Source organism: Lentzea waywayandensis (genome assembly GCF_900115955.1).
GTDB classification, from domain to species: Bacteria; Actinomycetota; Actinomycetes; order Mycobacteriales; family Pseudonocardiaceae; genus Lentzea; species Lentzea waywayandensis.
Window position 1 is genome coordinate 246880 of record NZ_FOYL01000002.1, and the last position, 16243, is coordinate 263122.

The window sequence follows — 16243 nt, forward strand, 5'->3', positions numbered from 1 at the left end:
GGAAGGTGCGCCTCGACAAGTCCGTTTTCTCTTCCATGACCACTCCTCTCGCGTCCGGCCGAGCGGACGCGTACCGACGGGGCGACGTTGCAACCGGCGGGACAGCGAGGCGAGTGCCGCGCTGCCGGGTCGTTCATGAGGCGAGGAACACCGAACTGGTGATGCGGAAGGCTTTCGTGCGGTGCGGTGCGCTAGCGCCGCCGGGCGGCGCGCTTCGTCTGCTGCTCCTTTTCCGCGAGGAGCGTGGAGTTGTTGGCCAGGTGCTTGCGCATCGCCGCGCGGGCACCTGACGGGTCACGCGCCACGAGCGCCTCGTAGATCTCCGTGTGGTCGGCGGTGGCCTTGCGCAGCGCGGCCGGTGCCTCGTTGGTGATGCGCCGGCTTGCCGTGCCGAGCCAGCGGGCGGAGTACATGATCCGGTCGAGGATGCGGTTGTCGGCCGCCCGGCAGATCTCCATGTGGAACTCGTGGTCGACCTCGAGGTAGGCGTTGGGATCCCCCTCGAGCGCCGCCATGCGGTCGAGCCCCTCCCTGAGCCGGGCCAGCGTCTCGTCGGTGACACTTGCCGCTGCCATCGCGGCGAGTTCCGGCTCGAGCAGCACGCGCATCTGGTGCAGCTCCTGCAGCAGTTCGCCGACGATCTCCGTGGGCAGCCACTCGATCAGCAAAGGGCTCAGGTAGTCCCACTCCGCGCAGGGGCGCACCGTGACGCGGCGGCCCTGCGCGACGTCGACGATGTCGAGCGAGGCGAGGATCTTGAGCGTCTCCCGCGCCACCACGCGGGACACCCCGAACTCCCGGGAGATCTCGAGCTCCGACGGGGCCCGGCCGTCCTCGATCTCGCCGCTGACGATGCGCCGGGTCAGGTGTGCCGCCACCTGCACCGGGAGAGTCCGGACCTTGACAGCGTCCGAAGACTCTTGTCCCCTTTGCATGTCATCAGCTTATAGGACAAGTTGGACATCGCGACAGAGTCCGTTCCTCTGCACTACCCAGCGGCGGGAGAGCAATGCGGATCGTCAACGTCACGACGGCGGTGGTGGACTACCACGGCCAGGCCACGCTGGTCCGGATCGACACCGACGAGGGCCTCAGCGGGTTCGGCGAGGCCAATCCCGATGCCGGCGCGGGTGCCGTCGTCGGAATGATCGACCACCTGACGCCCCTCCTGATCGGCGAGGACCCGCGCAACGTCGAGCGGTGCTGGGAGAAGCTGCGCCGCGGCAAGGTCTTCGCCGGCCCCCAGGGCGGGGTGTTCGTGATCGCCCTGTCCGGCATCGAGCTCGCGCTGTGGGACCTCGCGGGCAAGGCGGCGGGTCAGCCGGTCTACCGGATGCTCGGCGGGAAGTTCCGCGACCGGATCCGCCTCTACGCCGACTGCGGCGACGGCGACGACCCGGCGGGCTCGGTCGCCGGGTGCGTCGACCGGGCCCAGCGGATGGTCGCGGAAGGCTTCACCGCCATCAAGTTCGACATCGACGACCTCCACCACCCCGCCAAGTTCGACGCCTTCAACCACACGATCAACAACGCCGAGCTGCGCTCGATGGTCGAGCGCGTGGCGGCCGTGCGGGAGGCGATCGGACCGGACGTCGATCTGGCCATCGACCTGCACGCCCGCTACGACGTGCCGAGCGCCTGCCGGATCTCGTGGGAGCTCGAACCGTTCCGCCTGATGTGGCTCGAGGAACCGCTGCCGGCGGAGAACGTAGACGCGCTGGCGCGGGTGCGCGCGCAGACCCGCACGCCGATCTGCGCGGGCGAGAACCTCTACCTGCGGTGGGGGTTCCGCGACCTGCTCGAACGCGGCGCCGTGGACGTCATCGAGCCGGACGTGCCGAAGTGCGGTGGCCTCGCCGAAGCCAAGAAGATCGCCAACCTCGCGGAGCTGCACTACATCCCGTTCGCACCGCACCTGGTGTCGACGCCGCTGGGCACGATGGCCACGTCGCACCTGTGCGGAGCCATCCCCAACTTCCTCGTCCAGGAGTGGCACGCCCTCGATGAGCGCGCGGTGTGGGACAGCTACGTCCACGCCCCCGACGGGAGCGGCTCGATCGTGAAGGACGGCTACATCACGCTGCCCGACACCCCCGGCATCGGCGTGGAGCTCGACATGGACGGCGTGCGGGCACACGCCGTCGCGGGCTACGGGGTTTTCGAGTAGCGGAGCCGATCACCCGGCCGGGGCGCGTGGTGCGCGCCCCGGCACCCTCCACCTGGACAGGCACCCGAAGTTAGGCACGTTGTGCCGATGCCCCGCGCCCGCGGCCGATCGAGGATCAAGCCGCGGAACGCATCCCCTCGCCATGCCTGGGCGACGTGACGGTCCTGCGTTTCCGCGGCTTTCCGACGAACGTCGCGCACAGGAAGTGGGATCAACGCATGTCCACAGCAGTCGTGTCACGGACCGTCAGCAGGCGCTGGTGGTGGTTCGGGTGGGGGCTCGTCGCCGCGCTGGCGCTGGTCACCGCCGGCATCTTCGTACCGCCCTACCTGGCCGGAGGCACGACCGTGCCGGGACTCGACCGGGTCACGCCGGGGTACTACACGAGCCTGGTGATCCACGCCGTGCCCGCCGGCATCGCGCTGATCACCGGTCCGTGGCAGTTCGTGCCGAAGTTCAGGAACCGCTACCCGCGGCTGCACCGGGTGACCGGGCGGGTCTACCTGATCTCGGTCGTCGCCGCCTCGCTCGCCGCGGTCTACTCGTCCGCGGTCACGAAGAGCGGGTTCGCGTTGCAGGTCGTCTTCTTCGTGCTGATCGTCGCGTGGCTGTACACCGCCGCGAAGGCCTACCGCACGATCCGCCGGGGCGAGGTGCAGCTGCACCGGATCTGGATGATCCGCAACTACACCCTGACGTTCGCCGCCGTGACCCTGCGGCTCTACCAGTTGCCGCTCCTCGCGTTGATGAACTCGGTCACCTGGCTCGAGTACCGGGAGGTCTACACCGTGAGCGCGTGGCTGTCGCTGCTCGGCAACGTGCTCGTGTCCGAGTACTTCATCATCCAGCGCTTCCTGGCGCCGCTCGGCAAGCGGGAGAAGGTACCGGCTCACAGCGGATGAGGTCCCGACCGCGAGAATGAGCGCCATGGCCAGCCTCGCCGCCGAAGCGATGATCGGCCGGCACGACGAGAAACGCCGTGTCGACGAGCTCGTCGGTACCGCGCGTGCGGGCCGGGGTGGTTCGCTGGTGCTGTGCGGCGAGGCGGGCATCGGCAAGAGCACGTTGCTGACGCACGCGGTGCGCGCGGCCTCCGGCTTCCAGGTCCTCGAGGCCTGCGGCGCGGAGTTCGAGCAGGAACTCCCCTACTCCGCACTGCACCAGTTGTGCCTCCCGATCCTCGATCGTCTCGGCGGCCTGCCGCAACGGCGGCGCGAAGCGCTGCGGATCGCGTTCGGACTGGCCGGCGGGACACCCCAGCCCTTCGAGGTCGGGCTCGCGGTCCTCGACCTCGTCACGGCGGCGAGCGGTGGACGACCGGTCCTGTGCGTGGTCGACGACGCGCAGTGGCTGGACGCGGCGTCGTCGCGGGCGCTGGCCTTTCTCGCCCGCCGCGCGGGGGCCGATCCCGTCGCCGTCGTCCTCGCGCTCCGCTCACCGTTCGTCGCGGGCGAACTGTCGGAGCTGGAACGGCTGGACGTCGGCCGGTTGAGCGACGAGGACGCCAAGGCCCTGCTCGCCGCGAGGCACCCGTTCCCCCTCGACGACCGGGTTCGCGACCGGCTCGTCGCCGAGGCCGGCGGCAACCCGCTGGCGCTGCTCGAACTCCCGCTGGCCGGTGGCTTCGTCCTGCCCGCCGCGTCCTCGGTGCCGTCCTGGATCGAGGAGGGGTTCCGGGCGCGGCTGGCGGGTCTGCCGGCCGGCGCACGGCTGCTGCTCACCATCGCGAGCGCGGACCCCACCGGCGATCCCGGCCTGCTGTGGCCCGCCGCCGCGGACCTGGGGGTCGACGTCCCGGTGGCCAGTGCCGACGCGGCTGCCGCCGGACTGGTCGAGTTCGGTGCGCGCATCCGCTTCTGTCATCCGCTGGCACGGTCGGCGATCTACCGCGCCGACCACGACGGCGCACGGCGCGCGGCGCACGGCGCGCTGGCCGATGCCACCGACCCGCTCACTGCGCCGGACAGGCGTGCCTGGCACCGCGCCCAGGCGAGCGCCGGACCGGACGAGACCGTCGCGGCCGACCTGGAGCACTGCGCGTCGCGGGCCCGGTCACGCGGGGGCGTCGCGGCGGCGGCCGCGTTCCTGGACCGCGCGGCGGCGCTGTCGCTCGACCCGCGGCGCCGAGCCGAACGAACACTGGCCGCCGTGGAGGCCGGCATCGAAGCGGGCGTCACCGACCGGGCGGCAGACCTCCTCTCGACCATCGAGCCCGCCTCGCTGGACGAGTTCCAGCGCGCCCGCACCGACCTGTTGCGCGGCCGGATCGCCTTCACCCGTCCCGGCGACGGCAGCGGTCCGTCGTGGACGGTGAGCGCGGCGCGGCGGCTGTCCGCGCTGGACCCGGACCGGGCGCGGGACTGCTTTCTCGACGCCCTCGAGATGAGCCTGGTCGTCGGCCGTGGCAGTGGGAACGTCGACGAGGTCCTCACCGCAGCGCGAGCCGCACCGGCGCCGACCTCGCCGGACCTGCTCGAAGCGCTGATCACCCTGGCCGAGGACGGCTACCGCACCGCGCTTCCGCTGCTGCGCGAGACGTTGCACGCCGAGGGCGGTCCGTTGTGGAGCCGGCGTCCCGCGCTCGCCTCGATGATCACCACCGAACTGTGGGACCTCGACACGCACTTCGCCATCGCCGAGTGGCTGGTGAAGGCGGGCCGCGAGTCGGGATCGCCGTTGCTGCTCAGGCTCGCCTTCGCCCAGCAGGCCATCGGCGCCACCCTCGCCGGCGACCTGGGGCCGGCGCTCGCCGCGACCGCGGAGGAGGAGGCGGTCGCCGACGCGACCGGCGCCACTCCGCTGCTGTACCACCGGCTCCTGCTGGCGGCGATGAGAGGCCGCCGCGAGGAGACCCTGGCCCTCGTCCAGGCCGGCGGAGCGGCACAGGCGGCGAGCCTGCACTGGTCCGCGGCCCTGCTGCACAACGGCATGGCCGACTACCCCGCCGCACTGGCCGCGGCCCGCAAAGCGACGGAGCACGGCGACCTCTTCCTCACCGGAGCGGCCCTGCCCGAGCTCGTCGAGGCCGCCGTCCGATGTCGTGAACCCGCTGTGGCGACACGGGCGCTGGCGTCGTTGACCGAACGCACGCAGGCGGCGGGGACCGCGCTCGGCCAGGGAGTCACGGCGTACGCCCGCGGTCTCGTGACAGGAGCCGAGGACGACTACCGGGAAGCCGTCGAGTGTCTCGCGGAGGCTCCCCTGCGCCCCTACCAGGGCCGGGCACATCTGCTCTACGGAGAATGGCTGCGGCGCAAGGGACGCAGGAAGGACTGCCTCCGGGAACTGCGGACCGCGCACGAACTGCTGTCGGCGGCAGGAGCGGAGGCGTTCGCCGGACGCGCCACCGACGAGCTGCGTGCCGCCGGGCAGCGGGCCGAGCGCCGATCCGCACAGGCCCACGAGCAGCTGACGACCCAGCAGGTGGCCGTCGCCCGGCTGGTGGCCTCCGGTGCCACCTCGAACGAGGTCGCCACCCAGCTGTTCATCAGCAAGCGCACGGTCGACGCGCACCTGCGGGCGATCTTCCACAGGCTCGGGGTGACCTCCCGACGGCAGCTCAGGGACCACCCCGGCGTGCTCGGTCCGGACGCGGATCACGCACGATGACACCGCGGTACGCGGTGGTCCTACGATCTCCGGGGTGAGTTCGACAACGCGAGATCGATTGGCTGCCTTCCGTGAAAAGGCTGTCGCACAGGGGTTCTCCGCCGACGAGGTGGAGCGGTGGGCGGCTGTCGCCCGTCCCTGCCTCAGGCTGAACCTCGGCGGGGACGGGCCGGTCGTCGGCCAGTTCGGAGGTCCGCTCCTGCTCCCCGCCGACGCCCCGGACCCCTCCCACCCCTTCGTCGCATCCCTCGACCTCGCGGCGCTGCCCGCCGAGGCCGCCGGGCTTCCCCTGCCTGCCGACGGTCACCTGCTGCTGTTCGCCTTCCCCGAGGACGACGACTGCGACGGCAACGTCGGCAGCGCGGTCCACGTCCCCGCGGGAACCGCCGTGACCGAGCGCGACAGGTACGTGTCCTGGTGGGCCGACGAGGACGACTACGGCGACATGATCGAGCAGTACCCGCAGGGTCCGTTGCGGGCGGCGGCCGACGTGTCGCTGCCCCACTTCTGCGACGACGCCTTCACCGTCGGCCTGTGGGACGACTCGAAGTGGCCCCCGTACTCGGCCGCACTGATCGAACTCCTGCGCGAGGCCCGCGACGACGCGAGCGACTGGGGCACGCTCCAGATCGGCGGCTGCGCCTCCGAGGAGGTGGTGGACCTCCACGATCCGATCGAGTCGGTCATCAGCACGGCCCTGCGAGCCCGGGAGGCGGGCGAGGTGGACGGCGAGGTGTCGGAGCACTTCGCGGACTGGGTGCTTCTCGCCGACTGGCACACCGACATCGAGGGCTGGGAGGGCGCCACCGTCCACTGGGCGGTGCAGCGCGAGGACCTGATCGCCCGGCGCTTCGACCGCGTCTTCGTCACGCGGTACTGGAATCCCTGACCTCGGCGCGTGAGCGTGGCGGCGATGTCACCGCCACGCTCACGCGGCTACCGGAGCTGGTCGTCGGTGTAGTACCCGGACTCCACGAGAACCTTGTGGTAGTTGGCCTTGTCGACGCTCACCGGGTTCAGCAGGAAGGCCGGGACGACCTTGACGCCGTTGTCGTAGTCGGTGAGGTTGTTCAGCTGCGGCGGCGTGCGGTCCTTCAGCACGGCCTCGGCCATCGACGCCGTGGCCTTCGCCAGTTCGCGGGTGTCCTTGTAGATCGTCGAGTACTGCTGGTCGGCGAGAATCGACTTCACCGAGCCGAGCTCGGCGTCCTGGCCGGTCACGATCGGGAAGGCGGGGCCGTAGCCGCCGTTCTTCAGCGCGGTGAGGATGCCGAGGGAAATGCCGTCGTAGGGCGAGAGCACGCCGTTCACCTTGGCACGGCGGTAGGCCGTGCCGAGGATCTCCTCCATGCGCTTGCGGGCGGTCTCGCCGTCCCACCGGAGGGTCGTGACAGCCTGGAACTCCGTCTGACCGCTGCGCACCACCAACTTGCCGTTGTCGAGGTACGGCTTGAGCACGGACATGGCTCCGTTGAAGAAGAACGCCGCGTTGTTGTCGTCCGCCGAGCCGGCGAACAGCTCGATGTTGAACGGACCCGCCGCGGGGCCGGGGCCGGCGTCCGGGCTGCGCAGGCCCAGCCCGGTCAACAGCGACTCGGCCTGGTAGACGCCGACCCGGAAGTTCTCGAACGTCGCGTAGAAGTCGACGTACGGGCTGCCGCGCAGAAGCCGGTCGTAGGCGATCACCGGAATCCTGGCGTTCGCGGCCGTGTCGAGCGGCTGGGTCAGCGCCGAGCCGTCCACCGAGGCGATGATCAGGAGCTTCGCGCCCTTGGCGATCTGGTCCTCGATCTGCTTCACCTGGGTGGGCACGTCGTTCTCGGCGTACTGGAGGTCGACCCGGTGCCCCCGCGACTCCAGGTCGCGCTTGATGTTCTCACCGTCGCTGATCCAGCGCTCCGACTTGGTCGTCGGCATGGTGACGCCCACGAGCGCACCGTCACCGGGCTTGGGCTGATCACCGGCCGCTGGTGCGCCGCACGCCGCCACTAACAGCACGACAGCCAGCACAGCGACCTTCGGACATCCCATTCCGGCTCCTCGCGTGGATCAACGTTGACGGTCGCCACGGTGTTGAGGCAGGCCGAAAGCACGGTTCTGTGTGATCCGCGCCACAAGCGGTTGTGCACGTTAACAAGCGAACTTGGACGAATCAAGCGAAGACGCGAAGACGTTGTCGCGCTTGTCAGTTCACCGATTCGAATCTCGAATCAGTCCTTGCACCTGACACTGGCGTCAGGTTCTAACGTCACGGCATGACGCTCTCCTCCGGCACGCACGACGGTCGCTTCGATGCCGTTCGCGCCGCGTTCGAGAACAACCTCGCCACCGGTGAAGAGCTCGGCGCTTCTCTCGCCGTGGACATCGACGGTGAGTCCGTTGTGGACATTTGGGGCGGCTACCGCGACGCCGCACGCACCGCCGCTTGGGAACGGGACACCATCGTCAACGTCTGGTCGACGACGAAGACCGTCACCAGTCTCGCGACCCTGATGCTGATCGATCGCGGACAGCTGGACGCGCACGCCCCAGTTGCCCGGTACTGGCCGGAGTTCGCCGACCAGGGCAAGGACGTCATCGAGGTCCGCCACCTCCTGTCGCACTCCTCCGGCCTTTCCGGACTCGAGCAACCGGTGAAGCTCACCGATCTCTACGCCCCGGCGGACACGACGGCGCTCTTCGCAAGCCAGGAACCCTGGTGGGAACCAGGTACCGCGGCGGGTTACCACGCGGCCACCTATGGCCACCTCCTCGGCGAACTGGTCCGGCGGGTCACCGGCAGCACGCTGCGCGAGTTCGTGGCGAACGAGCTGAGCGGCCCGCTGGCGGCGGACTTCCAGCTGGGCGCGGCCGAGAAGGACTGGCCGCGCATCGCCGAGATCGTCCCGCCGCCTCCGCCGGCGCGGTTGCCCGAGCCGGGCAGCATCGCGGCCAGAACGTTCGCCGGTCCTGCTGTGGATGCCGGTGCGGCCAACACAGCGGACTGGCGCGGAGCGGAGATCGGCGCGCTGAACGGCCACGGCAACGCCCGTTCGGTGGCCCGGCTGCTGTCCGTGATCGCCAGGGGCGGCAGCGTCGACGGCACCCGCTTCCTCGGCGACGCGACCCTGGATCTGATCTTCGAGGAACAGGCCGACGGCGTGGACCTGGTGCTCGGCATTCCGATCCGCTGGGGAACGGGTTTCGCGTTGCCGAAGAAGGAGACCCTTCCCTGGATCCCCGCCGGGAAGATCTGTTTCTGGGGTGGGTGGGGCGGGTCGATGATCATCATGGACCTCGAGCGCCGGCTCACCATCTCGTACGCGATGAACCGCATGGCGCCCGGCATCATCGGCTCGAACCGCAGTGAGGCCTGCGTTTCCGCCGTGTACGACGCGCTCACCTGACTCAGGACCCGGACGAGGCCGGCTCCCTCACCCCGGTGAGGTGAGAAGGCCGGCCTCGGTGCAATGACCTGTGTCAGGCGCTCAGCGTTGCAGCGTCAGCACACCCGGCCGGTACGGCAGGAGGCCGTAGTCGCCGCCGGAGTTGGGGTCGCGACCCTGGTAGAGGAGCTGAAGGTTGCAGGGGTCGATGGTCTTGGTCTGGTCCGGGTTGGCGCGGATGAGGTCGCCGTGGCTGATGTCGTTGGTCCAGGTGGCGCCGCTGTTGGCCTTGCCGGCGAACGGGTTGCTCTCGGTGGCGGCCTGCGGTGTCCAGGAACCGCTGAGGCTGCTGGACGTGAACGAGCGGAAGTAGCGCCCGTTGTTCCCCATCGCCTCGACGATCATGAGGTACTGGTTCCGGCCCTGGACCTTGTAGACCTCGACGCCCTCGAACAGGTTGGCCGTCGTGTCGCTCATGATCTGCGTCCAGGACGAGCCGAAGCTGCCAGGGAAGTTCCCGATGGGCATGGTGGCCCGGTAGATCCTGCCGTTGTCACCGGCGAAGAACAGGTACATGTTCGTGTCGTCACCGATGAGCGTCTGGTCGATGGGGCCCGTGCCGGAGTTGGGAATGCTTCCGGTGAACAGGGTCTGCGGCGACGACCACCCGTTCGCGTTGGTGGGGTCGTTCGACGTCCGGTAGCTGAAAGCGGTCGGGCCCCACTGGTAGGTGAGCACCCAGATGTTCCTCGGCGCGAAGTAGAACAGCGTCGAGGCGACCGCGCCCGTGCTCATCCCGTTCTGGCTGGCCGAGGCCATGTCCGACCAGTTCGTGAACGTCCCGAAGTTCATCGAGCCCCAGGTCGTTCCCGTGTCGTGCGTCGTCGCGTAGACCAGGTGCTTGCCGTTGTGGAGGACGTGGGTGAAGTCCTTGAGCGACACCCATCCCTGCTTCGGAGTCGCCAGCGAGCCGGTCGACGACCAGCGGTAGCTCGACGGGAGCTGACACGTGCCGCCCGGCGGAGTGGTCGTCGTGGTGGTGGGGCCCGTGCCGCCACCGACGCGGACGAGCTGCCACTGCTGGTTGGCGCCGTTCCAGTCGCTGTACTGGACGACGTTGGCGCCATCGGTGGTCGAGCCGCCCTGGACCTCGATGCTCTTGTTGCTGTTGCGGTTGATCAGGCGCACGTGGCCGCTGTCGGAGTCGGCGAGGCGGAACTGCTGGTTGGTGCCGTTGCCGTCCGCCCACTGGACGATGTTGCCGCCGTCCGCGGTCGAGAAGTTGTAGACGTCGAGGACCTTGCCCGACAGCCGTGACTTCACCCGGTAGTAGCCCCCGCCCGAGTCGACGAACTGCCACTGCTGCTGGTTTCCGTCGTTGCGGGTCCACTGGGTGATGCGCGCGCCGTCGTTCGTGGCGAGGTTGTAGACGTCCAAAGCCTTGCCGCTGTTGCGGTTGACCAGCACGTACCAGGCGGAGGTGTCGACGGTCGCCGCCGACACGGGCGTCGCGCTGAAAGCCGCCACGAGACCGCCGAGCAGGACGGCCACGACGGCGGTGACGCCCGCCACTCGACGTCTGCCGGCGCGGGGGACGGAGGTGGACGGGTGATGGCCTGATCCGGCCATGAGCGTGCTCCTCTTCGTTGAGGTGAGCGAGAACCCCGACCGGAGGCACCATTCGACCGGCCACTTGCGCCGAGTGGCCGATCGCACGCTTTCTGAACGAACAGTGATTACGTCGCAGAGGTGCCACTGCTGCGGATACCGGTCGCGTCCGTCAAACTGTGGAGGAGGATCTCCGTCCGGTCAAGAAGTGTCGAATGCATTCGACTGGCTCCACACGCTAAGCGCGACGCTATTTCGTTCCCGCTATGCGCACCGATTCCGAATAGAGCTTTCTCACGGAACCAACGAAGAATCTACCTCTTCCGCATTCTTGAAGATCGAAGCCCGCCCTTCGCCGCGGCTATGGCCCGAGCGGTTCGAGTCGGGCCGGCACGTGCTTGTGCCACGGTGTGCCGGCCCACTCGTCGCGGTCTTCCGCGGCGGTGAGCTCGTTGGGAGCAACGCCCGTGCGTTCCTTCACCGTGAGCCCGAGGCCGTTGGGAAGCGAGATGTGGCCGGAGCGCATGGTGTCCGTGGCGTCCACGGACACCTCCGCGCTGCCGCGCCGGGTCGTGAGCCTGACGCGGTCGCCTGTCGTGACACCGAGCCGCGTCGCGTCGGCGACGCTGATGCGCAGGCGGCCGTCCGGGTCACGCCGGCGCCAGGTGGGGTCGCGCATGATCGTGTTGGCGGTGAAGGCACGCCGTTCTCCCGCGGACAGCACGAACGGCCAGTCCGGATCCTGCCGCGGGACGGGACGGTCGCCCAGCGCGGCCACCGCGGCGAGCAGTTCCGGCACGGCGAGGGCGATTCGCTTGCCGCGCAGGCGCTGCCACGAGGCGTCGTACTCGTCGTCGGTGATGTGCACGCCGTGCGGGCCGTTGACGATCGCGTCGAAGAGCCGCTCCCCCGCCTCGAGCCCCGAGCCGTAGCCCGCTTTCTCGACTCCGGCCGGGTTTTTGCGGGCGCACTCGTGCGCGGCCATCCACAGCACCGCGGCTGCTGACGCGTCGTGCGGCAGCGTCGGGCCGAGTGTGCGGTACAGCAGGACGGACGCGAGCCGCCGCTTCACCGGATCCGCGAGTGCGGAGAGGAACGCCTGCGCGAACTCGGCTCGTCCAGCGTTCGCGGCCGTGCGCAGTGGTGCGTAGTCGGCCTCGGTGAGCGCGCCGGACGCCTCGACGAGACGGGCGTGGATCTCCGGCTCGGGCAGCACGCCTTGCGGGGCGGGTACGACGGGGTGCCGCAGGTGGAAGATGTTGCGCGGGAAGTCGAAGTTGAAGAAGGTGGCCTCGAACTTCTCGAACTGCGTCGGCGCCGGCAGCACGTAGTCGGCCAGGCGTGCGGTCTCGGTCATCGCGACGTCGATGACGACCACGAGTTCCAGTGCGGCGAGCGCCTCCCGCATGCGGGCCGAGTCGGCCAGGGAGTGCGCGGGGTTCGCGCTCTCGACCAGCATCGCCCGGTAACGGGCCGGGTGGTCGGTGAGGATCTCCTCCGCGATCACGTTGCACGGCACGAGGCCACTGATGATCCGCGCGCCCGCGACCGGGCTGCGCGGGCCCTCGCCGTCGGCGTGCCCGCGGTCACGGCCAATCGGCACGAGGCTGGAGGGCACGTACTGGGCGCCTTGTTTGCCGAAGTTGCCGGTGAGCAGCCAGACCAGCTTCTCGACGTAGCTCACGAGCGTGGAGTCGCGGTTCATCTGGACCCCGAGGTCCTCGAACACGGCCACGGAGTCCGCGGCGGCGATCCGGGTGGCGACCACTCGCACCAGCGTTTCCTCGACGTCGGCGACGGCGCAGTAGTCGCCGACGGGTACCTGCCGCAGGACAGCGGCGACGGCGTCGAGGCCGTCCGCGTGCTCGGCGAGCCAGTCGGCGGCGATCAGGTCCTCCTGCACGAGCACGGCGGCCAGCGCCGTCAGCAGGTAGAGATCGGTGCCAGGCCTGACCTGGAGGTGGAAGTCGGCCAGCTCCGCCGTCTCGGTCCGCACGGGGTCGATCACGATCATCGACCTGGCCGGGTCCTTCGCGATCTCCTTGAGCACCGAACGGGCCCGCGGGAAGCCGTGCGACTGATAGGGGTTCTTGCCGACGAACAGCGCGACCTCGCAGTGCTCGAAGTCCGCGCGGGTCATGTTGCCGAGCATGCGAGCGCTGACCCAGAACTCGCCGGTCTTCTCCTGCGCGAGCGCGGACGAGCGATAGCGGGCACCGAACGCGGCCAGGGTGGCGGTCGAGTACGCGCCGCCGAGGTGGTTGCCCTGACCGCCGCCACCGTAGTAGAAGATCGTCTCCCCGCCGAAGGTGTCGCGGACCTCGCCCAGACGCGCCGCGATCTCGCTGATCGCGGTGTCCCAGTCGATCTCCTCGAAGGTGCCGTCGGGCCTCCGGCGCAGCGGGTGCGTGATCCGGCCCGTGTCGCCGTTCTGGTGCAGGCCGAGGCGCAGCGCCTTGTTGCAGGTGTAGCCGGCTGACGCGGGGTGGAGCTTGTCGCCGCGGATCTTGTCGAACGACCGGCCGTCGTCACCGACGAGGATCTCGATCCCGCAGTTGCACTCGCAGAGGATGCAGGCGCTGGGTTTCCACATGGGCCAGGCTCCTAGTCTCGTCGCTCCAGCAGGGGCGCGATCTCGACGAGCACGTCGTCGAGCGGGCCCAGGTCACGGTGAGCGCGGCAGAGGATGATCGCTCCCTCGATCGCGGACACGACCAACGTCGCCAGCCGCTGCGCGCGTTGTGTCGCGAAACCGTTGGCGGCCAACGCTTTCGCGAGGCTGGCCTGCCAACTTGTGAAGATCTCCCGCACCACGTCACCGGCGTCGGGGACGAGGTCACGGCTGTCCATCGCCATCGCGGCGACGGGACACCCCGCCCGGTAGCCGGTCCTGGTCAGCGCCCGCTTCCAGAAGGCGACGAGACGGTCCACCATCTGCCGGACGTCGCCCTCGGCCGCAGACTCGCTGACCATGGCGGCGATGTAGTCCCCCGCCTGACGGACCGCACCCAGGACCATCTCGTTCCTGCCACCGGGAAAGTGGTGATAGACGGAACCCCGTGGCGCACCGCTGTGCGCCAGCACCGCGTCGACCGTCACGCCGGCCGCGCCACGTTCCCGCAGCAGCAGCACCGCGCTGTCCAGCATCCGCTGCCTGGTGCCCCGCCTGCCCTGCTCGCTCATGGCGCCTTCCCCCTGATTCGGGAGTATGGCAGAGACCATAGTCGGCCTCGCCGGCCGTGGCCACCCGTCGGACGAGCCCGTCTCCGCGGCGACCTCACCGAGAGCCGACAGCACTGGTGCATCAATCTGGATTGATGTATTTTCCGGGCATGCCCACCGACCGGCGAGTGTCGAGTCCGCCCCCGTTTCTCGGGCTGGCGGGCGAGGCGCTGCGATGGGGACTGCTGCGCGAGCTCGCCCGAAGCGATCGACGGGTGGGTGAGCTGGTCGCGGCGGTCGGTCAGCCGCAGAGCCTGGTCTCCTACCACCTGCGCAAACTGCGTACGGGCGAGGTGGTGACCGCGCGGCGCAGTTCGGCTGACGGGCGAGACACCTACTACAGCCTCGACCTCTCGCGGTGCGCCGCCTTGCTCACCGAGACCGCGAGCGCACTGCACCCCGGCCTGCGGCTCAGTCCGGCGCCGGAGACCACAGTGGACACCGTCACCGGCCGCGTGTTGTTCCTGTGCACCGGAAACAGCGCCAGGTCGCAGATGGCCGAGGCGCTGCTGGCGGCTCGGGCGAACCGGATCGAGGTGTTCAGCGCGGGCAGTCATCCCAAACCCGTGCACCCCAACGCGGTCGCCGTGATGCAGGACCACGGCGTCGACCTGTCCGGTCACCGCAGCAAGCACCTGAGCGAGTTCGCCGGACAGCGTTTCGACTACGTGATCAGTCTGTGCGACCGGGTGCGCGAAGTGTGCCCGGAGTTCCCCGGCGGGGCCGAGCTCGTGCACTGGAGCATGCCCGACCCGTCCGCCGAAGGCACCGGCTCGGCGTTCCGGCGCACCGCCGAGGAGCTCACGATCCGGATCGGCTACCTGCTGCGAACCATGGCCCACGACAACGAAAGAGAGGTACCGGAACCATGAGTGATGCCCTCGCCAACGTCCGCTACCTGGTCGACGACGTGCAGGCCTGCGTCGACTTCTACACCACCCACCTGGGGTTCACGCTGCGCTCGTCCGCGGCGCCCGCGTTCGCCGACGTCGTGCGCGGACCGTTGCGGCTGCTGCTGTCCGGCCCGGCCAGTTCGGCGGGACGCCCCATGCCGGACGGAGAGACTCCGGTGGCCGGCGGCTGGAATCGCATCCACCTGGTCGTCGACGACCTCGACGCCGAGGTCGCCCGCCTGCGCGAGGCCGGGGTGCGGTTCCGCAACACCGTCGTCAGCGGACCGGGCGGCCGTCAGATCCTGCTCGTCGACCCGGCGGGGAACCTCGTCGAGCTGTTCCAGCCGCGCTGACGCTGCTCCACGAAGGGATGCCGGCCCTCGACGACATAGTGGAACGACCGACAGCCGAGACTCACGTGGACGCGCCACCCGCCGCGCGTCGGAACCTGGACGCGAGGCGATCGAACGCCACCGCGAGCTCGTCTCCTTCGATCACCTCGATGTCGACGTCGAGCTGCGCCATCCACAGCGCGAGCCGGTCCGGGTCGTCGGAACCCACCTCGACCCGGCACGTGGACTCGTCGACCACCTCGATGTCGACCGGGATGTGGATCTTCGCGGCGACCTTGGCGGCAGGGGCGTGCACGAGCACTCGGGCGCGGTACTTCCAGGCCCCCTTGCTGACGCGTCCGACGACGTACTCGACGACGCTGTCCTCCGGGATCACGCGCGGCCGGAACCGCGCACCCGTCGGTGCGTGCGCACCCATGCGGTCGACCCGGAAGACCCGCCAGTCGTCACGGTCGAGATCCCACGCGAGCAGGTACCAGAGCGCTCCCCAGCTCACCAGCCGTTGCGGTTCGGTGTGGCGGGCCTCTTCGTCGCCCCCTGGCTTCGTGTACCCGAACCGGAGCCGTTCGTGGCCGCGGATCGCGGCGGCGACCGCGCCGAGAACCGAGACGTCCAGGGGCGGGCCCGCCCCTGGAACAACGCTGGTCGCCTCGCGCACCGCCTCCACGCGCCGGCGCAGACGCGAGGGCAGCACCTGCTCCAGCTTCGCGAGCGCGGTCAGCGACGTCTCCTCGACTCCGAACCTCTGGGTCGCGACCACACCCAGTCCGACGGCGACGGCGACGGCCTCGTCGTCGTCGAGCAGCAGCGGGGGCATCGCCGTCCCCGCGGCCAGCCGGTACCCGCCCGCGACGCCGGGGCGCGCGTCCACGGGATACCCGAGCGACCGCAGCTTGCCGATGTCGGCGCGCACGGTCCTCGTGCTCACGTCGAGCCGCCCGGCGAGCTCGGTGCTCGTCCAGTCGCGCTTGAGCTGGAGCAACGACAGCAGTTCGAGCAGACGCGCCGAGGTCTCCAACATGTTCT

General features: G+C 69.8%; 13 protein-coding genes. 7 read left to right on the forward strand and 6 right to left on the reverse strand.

Annotated elements, in window-relative coordinates:
* Positions 1 to 191: 191 nt before the first annotated feature.
* On the reverse strand, positions 192 to 935 hold the full coding sequence (locus BM417_RS06035) for a FadR/GntR family transcriptional regulator (RefSeq protein ID WP_245821730.1): 744 nt from the start codon (positions 933 to 935) through the stop codon (positions 192 to 194).
* A 74-nt stretch (positions 936 to 1009) separates the two neighbouring features.
* Here BM417_RS06035 and BM417_RS06040 point away from each other — a divergent pair, with 74 nt between their 5' ends.
* From BM417_RS06040 to BM417_RS06055, 4 genes are all read left to right on the forward strand, one after another.
* A complete protein-coding gene (locus BM417_RS06040) occupies positions 1010 to 2167 on the forward strand; it encodes a mandelate racemase/muconate lactonizing enzyme family protein (RefSeq protein WP_093588786.1) in 1158 nt (385 codons plus the stop codon).
* A gap of 218 nt (positions 2168 to 2385) precedes the next feature.
* Positions 2386 to 3069 (forward strand): DUF2306 domain-containing protein, encoded by a 684-nt coding sequence (locus BM417_RS06045; RefSeq protein WP_093590738.1) that lies wholly within the window; start codon positions 2386 to 2388, stop codon positions 3067 to 3069.
* Positions 3070 to 3094: 25 nt separating this feature from the next.
* Complete coding sequence (locus BM417_RS06050) at positions 3095 to 5776, forward strand: AAA family ATPase (RefSeq protein WP_093588787.1); 2682 nt, start codon at positions 3095 to 3097, stop codon at positions 5774 to 5776.
* A 34-nt stretch (positions 5777 to 5810) separates the two neighbouring features.
* A complete protein-coding gene (locus BM417_RS06055) occupies positions 5811 to 6665 on the forward strand; it encodes a DUF1963 domain-containing protein (protein WP_177320308.1) in 855 nt (284 codons plus the stop codon).
* A 47-nt stretch (positions 6666 to 6712) separates the two neighbouring features.
* Here the strand turns inward: BM417_RS06055 and chvE are convergent, their stop codons facing one another.
* Positions 6713 to 7807, reverse strand: a complete 1095-nt coding sequence (gene chvE / locus BM417_RS06060) for a multiple monosaccharide ABC transporter substrate-binding protein (RefSeq protein WP_093588789.1) — start codon at positions 7805 to 7807, stop codon at positions 6713 to 6715.
* Positions 7808 to 8031: 224 nt separating this feature from the next.
* Between chvE and BM417_RS06065 the strand changes: the two genes are divergently transcribed.
* Complete coding sequence (locus BM417_RS06065; protein WP_093588790.1) at positions 8032 to 9162, forward strand: serine hydrolase domain-containing protein; 1131 nt, start codon at positions 8032 to 8034, stop codon at positions 9160 to 9162.
* 81 nt (positions 9163 to 9243) lie between these two features.
* Here BM417_RS06065 and BM417_RS06070 read toward each other — a convergent pair whose 3' ends face one another.
* The 3 genes from BM417_RS06070 to BM417_RS06080 form a co-directional block, all read right to left on the reverse strand.
* Positions 9244 to 10770, reverse strand: coding sequence for a non-reducing end alpha-L-arabinofuranosidase family hydrolase (locus BM417_RS06070; protein ID WP_093588791.1), 1527 nt, complete (start codon positions 10768 to 10770; stop codon positions 9244 to 9246).
* 340 nt (positions 10771 to 11110) lie between these two features.
* Positions 11111 to 13342, reverse strand: coding sequence for a molybdopterin-dependent oxidoreductase (locus tag BM417_RS06075; RefSeq protein WP_093588792.1), 2232 nt, complete (start codon positions 13340 to 13342; stop codon positions 11111 to 11113).
* Positions 13343 to 13353: 11 nt separating this feature from the next.
* On the reverse strand, positions 13354 to 13932 hold the full coding sequence (locus BM417_RS06080) for a TetR/AcrR family transcriptional regulator (RefSeq protein ID WP_218164365.1): 579 nt from the start codon (positions 13930 to 13932) through the stop codon (positions 13354 to 13356).
* Positions 13933 to 14081: 149 nt separating this feature from the next.
* On the opposite strand from BM417_RS06080, the gene BM417_RS06085 reads away from it, so the two are divergent.
* Positions 14082 to 14843 (forward strand): arsenate reductase/protein-tyrosine-phosphatase family protein, encoded by a 762-nt coding sequence (locus BM417_RS06085; protein WP_218164366.1) that lies wholly within the window; start codon positions 14082 to 14084, stop codon positions 14841 to 14843.
* The gene (locus BM417_RS06090) at positions 14840 to 15217 is read left to right on the forward strand and encodes a VOC family protein (RefSeq protein ID WP_093588794.1); all 378 of its coding nucleotides are present in this window, start codon (positions 14840 to 14842) and stop codon (positions 15215 to 15217) included. Before BM417_RS06085 ends, BM417_RS06090 begins: the two co-directional genes overlap by 4 nt.
* 61 nt (positions 15218 to 15278) lie before the next feature.
* Here BM417_RS06090 and BM417_RS06095 read toward each other — a convergent pair whose 3' ends face one another.
* Positions 15279 to 16238: a helix-turn-helix transcriptional regulator gene (locus tag BM417_RS06095; RefSeq protein ID WP_093590744.1), complete on the reverse strand. Its 960-nt coding sequence runs from the start codon at positions 16236 to 16238 to the stop codon at positions 15279 to 15281.
* Positions 16239 to 16243 lie beyond the last annotated feature (5 nt).

Coding starts and splice junctions, on each gene's coding strand:
- BM417_RS06035 (WP_245821730.1), bottom strand. CDS start 935: ATGCAAAGGGGACAAGAGTCTTCGGACGCTGTCAAGGTCCGGACTCTC.
- BM417_RS06040 (WP_093588786.1), top strand. CDS start 1,010: ATGCGGATCGTCAACGTCACGACGGCGGTGGTGGACTACCACGGCCAG.
- BM417_RS06045 (WP_093590738.1), top strand. CDS start 2,386: ATGTCCACAGCAGTCGTGTCACGGACCGTCAGCAGGCGCTGGTGGTGG.
- BM417_RS06050 (WP_093588787.1), top strand. CDS start 3,095: ATGGCCAGCCTCGCCGCCGAAGCGATGATCGGCCGGCACGACGAGAAA.
- chvE (WP_093588789.1), bottom strand. CDS start 7,807: ATGGGATGTCCGAAGGTCGCTGTGCTGGCTGTCGTGCTGTTAGTGGCG.
- BM417_RS06065 (WP_093588790.1), top strand. CDS start 8,032: ATGACGCTCTCCTCCGGCACGCACGACGGTCGCTTCGATGCCGTTCGC.
- BM417_RS06070 (WP_093588791.1), bottom strand. CDS start 10,770: ATGGCCGGATCAGGCCATCACCCGTCCACCTCCGTCCCCCGCGCCGGC.
- BM417_RS06075 (WP_093588792.1), bottom strand. CDS start 13,342: ATGTGGAAACCCAGCGCCTGCATCCTCTGCGAGTGCAACTGCGGGATC.
- BM417_RS06080 (WP_218164365.1), bottom strand. CDS start 13,932: ATGAGCGAGCAGGGCAGGCGGGGCACCAGGCAGCGGATGCTGGACAGC.
- BM417_RS06085 (WP_218164366.1), top strand. CDS start 14,082: ATGCCCACCGACCGGCGAGTGTCGAGTCCGCCCCCGTTTCTCGGGCTG.
- BM417_RS06090 (WP_093588794.1), top strand. CDS start 14,840: ATGAGTGATGCCCTCGCCAACGTCCGCTACCTGGTCGACGACGTGCAG.
- BM417_RS06095 (WP_093590744.1), bottom strand. CDS start 16,238: ATGTTGGAGACCTCGGCGCGTCTGCTCGAACTGCTGTCGTTGCTCCAG.